This window comes from Burkholderia sp. MSMB1078WGS (assembly GCF_001528895.1).
Lineage (GTDB): Bacteria > Pseudomonadota > Gammaproteobacteria > Burkholderiales > Burkholderiaceae > Burkholderia.
This window is the reverse complement of the sequence record NZ_LPDI01000022.1, coordinates 1-3,655: the sequence shown is the minus strand read 5'-3', so window position 1 is coordinate 3,655 and position 3,655 is coordinate 1. Positions and strand designations below refer to the sequence as shown.

General features: G+C 66.5%; 1 protein-coding gene. It reads left to right on the top strand.

Translation table 11 applies throughout. From position 1 onward, the window contains the following. Nucleotides 1-3,655 (top strand): DUF3400 domain-containing protein (locus WT24_RS03845; RefSeq protein WP_060031379.1); only part of this gene is annotated, 3,655 nt, incomplete at both ends.

Here is a 3,655-nt window from a genome sequence, read left to right as displayed (position 1 = left end):
CGACGACGCCGGCCGCGAACGCGCATCGCGCGTCGAGATGCTGGAGACGGCCGCGCAGCGCGCGGTCGACGAGTTCGCGGACGAATTCGACAAGATGGCCGAGCTGCGCCGCCGCGCGACCAAGGCGCTCGGCCGCTGCACGCAGAAGGACAACATCCGCTTCGACGGGCTGTCGCGCGTGTCGCACGTGACCGACGCGACCGACTGGCGCGTCGAATACCCGTTCGTCGTGCTGACGCCCGATACCGAAGCCGAGATCGCGGCACTGATCAAGGCGTGCTTCGAGCTCGGCCTGACGGTGATCCCGCGCGGCGGCGGCACCGGCTACACGGGCGGCGCGGTGCCGCTCACGCCGTTCTCGGCGGTGATCAACACCGAGAAGCTCGAACAGCTCGGCGCGGTCGAGCTGACCGAACTGCCGGGCGTCGCGCACAAGGTGCCGACGATCTTCTCCGGCGCGGGCGTCGTCACGCGCCGCGTGACCGAGGCGGCGGAGGCGGCCGGCTACGTGTTCGCGGTCGATCCGACCTCGCTCGACGCATCGTGCATCGGCGGCAACGTCGCGATGAACGCGGGCGGCAAGAAGGCCGTGCTGTGGGGCACCGCGCTCGACAACCTGGCGTGGTGGCGGATGGTCGACCCGGACGGCAACTGGCTGGAAGTCACGCGCCACGAGCACAACCTGGGCAAGATCCACGATATCGCGGTCGCGCGCTTCGAGCTGAAGTGGTTCGACGGCGCGTACGCGCCGGGCGAGAAGCTGCTGCGCACCGAGATGCTCGAGATCGAAGGCCGGCGCTTTCGCAAGGAAGGGCTCGGCAAGGACGTGACCGACAAGTTCCTCGCCGGCTTGCCGGGCGTGCAGAAGGAAGGCTGCGACGGGCTCATCACGTCCGCGCGCTGGGTGCTGCACAAGATGCCCGCGCACACGCGTACCGTCTGCCTCGAATTCTTCGGCCAGGCGCGCGAGGCGATTCCGAGCATCGTCGAGATCAAGGACTACCTGTTCGAGACGTCGAAGCAGGGTGGCGCGATCCTGGCGGGCCTCGAGCACCTCGACGAGCGTTACCTGCGCGCGGTCGGCTATGCGACCAAGAGCAAGCGCAATGCATTCCCGAAGATGGTGCTGATCGGCGACATCGTCGGCGACGATGCCGATGCGGTCGCACAGGCGACGTCCGAAGTGATCCGGATGGCGAACGGCAAGAGCGGCGAAGGCTTCGTCGCGGTCAGCGCGGAGGCGCGCAAGCGCTTCTGGCTCGACCGCAGCCGCACGGCCGCGATCGCGAAGCACACGAACGCGTTCAAGATCAACGAGGACGTCGTCATCCCGCTGAACCGGATGGGCGAGTACACCGACGGCATCGAACGGATCAACATCGAGCTGTCGCTGAAGAACAAGCTGCAGCTGGTCGACGCGCTCGAGGCGTTCTTCCGCGGCGGCAACCTGCCGCTCGGCAAGACCGACGACGCGAACGAGATCCCGAGCGCGGAACTGCTGGAAGATCGCGTGCAGCAGGCGCTCGAGCTGCTCAAGCGCGTGCGGGCGCGCTGGGAATTCGTGCGCGACCGGCTCGACCAGCCGCTGCGCGAGGCGCAGCACTACCTGGTGCAGCTCGGCTACGAGGCGCTCGCCGAGAAGTTCGCCGACCGCGCGGACGAGCAGCCGGGCGCGACCGTGTTCCACGTCACGCAGGACCGCACGGTCCGCATCTCGTGGAAGCAGGAAATCCGCGCGGAACTGCGCGCGATCTTCAACGGCGGCGCGTTCAAGCCGATCCTCGACGAAGCGCAGGCGATCCACAAGCGCGTGCTGCGCGGCCGTGTGTTCGTCGCGCTGCACATGCACGCGGGCGACGGCAACGTCCACACCAACATCCCGGTCAACTCCGACAACTACGAGATGCTGCAGGACGCGCACGCGGCGGTCGCGCGCATCATGACGCTCGCGCGCTCGCTCGACGGCGTGATTTCCGGCGAACACGGGATCGGCATCACGAAGCTCGAGTTCCTGACCGACGACGAGATCGCCGAATTCCGCGCGTACAAGCAGCGCGTCGACCCGAACGGCCGCTTCAACAAGGGCAAGCTGCTCGACGGTGCCGATCTGCGCAACGCGTACACGCCCAGCTTCGGGCTGATGGGCTACGAGTCGCTGATCATGCAGCAGTCCGACATCGGCGCGATCGCCGATTCGGTGAAGGACTGCCTGCGCTGCGGCAAGTGCAAGCCGGTGTGCGCGACCCACGTGCCGCGCGCGAACCTGTTGTACAGCCCGCGCAACAAGATCCTCGCGACGTCGTTGCTGGTCGAGGCGTTCCTGTACGAGGAACAGACGCGCCGCGGCGTGTCGATCAAGCACTGGGACGAGTTCAACGACGTGGCCGACCACTGCACGGTGTGCCACAAGTGCGCGACGCCGTGCCCGGTGAAGATCGACTTCGGCGACGTCACGATGAACATGCGCAACCTGTTGCGCAAGATGGGCAAGAAGAAGTTCAACGCCGGCAATGCGGCGGGCATGTTCTTCCTGAACGCAACCAATCCGCAGACGATCAACCTCGCGCGCGGCGTGATGATGGGCGTGGGCTACAAGGTGCAGCGCTTCGCGAACGACATGCTGAAGAAGGTCGTGACGAAGCAGACGCAGCACCCGCCGGCGACCACCGGCAAGCCGCCCGCGGTCGAGCAGGTGATCCACTTCGTCAACAAGAAGATGCCGGGCAACCTGCCGAAGAAGACGGCGCGCGCGCTGTTGGACATCGAGGACAACAAGATCGTGCCGATCATCCGCAACCCGAAGTCGACGACCGTCGATTCGGAAGCGGTGTTCTACTTCCCGGGCTGCGGCTCCGAGCGGCTGTTCTCGCAGGTGGGGCTGGCCACGCAAGCGATGCTGTGGGAAGCCGGCGTGCAGACGGTGCTGCCGCCGGGCTACCTGTGCTGCGGCTATCCGCAGCGCGGCTCGGGCCAGTACGACAAGGCCGAGAAGATCGTCACGGACAACCGCGTGCTGTTCCACCGGGTCGCGAACACGCTGAACTACCTGGACATCAAGACAGTGGTCGTGTCGTGCGGCACGTGCTACGACCAGCTCGCGGGGTATGAATTCGACAAGATCTTCCCGGGCTGCCGGATCATCGACATCCACGAGTTCCTGCTCGAGAAGGGGATGAAGCTCGACGGCGTGACGGGTACGCGCTACATGTATCACGACCCGTGCCACACGCCGATCAAGACGATGGATCCGGTGAAGCTCGTCAACGAGCTGATGGGCTCGGAGAAGGACGGCTACAAGATCGAGAAGAACGACCGCTGCTGCGGCGAATCGGGCACGCTCGCGGTCACGCGCCCGGACGTGTCCACGCAGGTGCGCTTCCGCAAGGAAGAGGAGATCCGCAAGGGCGCCGCGAAGCTGCGCGCGATTCCGGTGGTGGCGGGCGATGCGCCGGCGCCGGCCGCCGCGGGGGCGAACGGGCCGGACGTGAAGATCCTGACGAGCTGCCCGTCGTGCCTGCAAGGCCTGTCGCGCTACAACGAGGATGCGAACCTCGAAGCCGACTACATCGTGGTCGAGATCGCGCGCCAGGTGCTCGGCGAGAACTGGATGGCCGATTATGTCGCACGGGCGAACCATGGCGGGATCGAGCGCGTG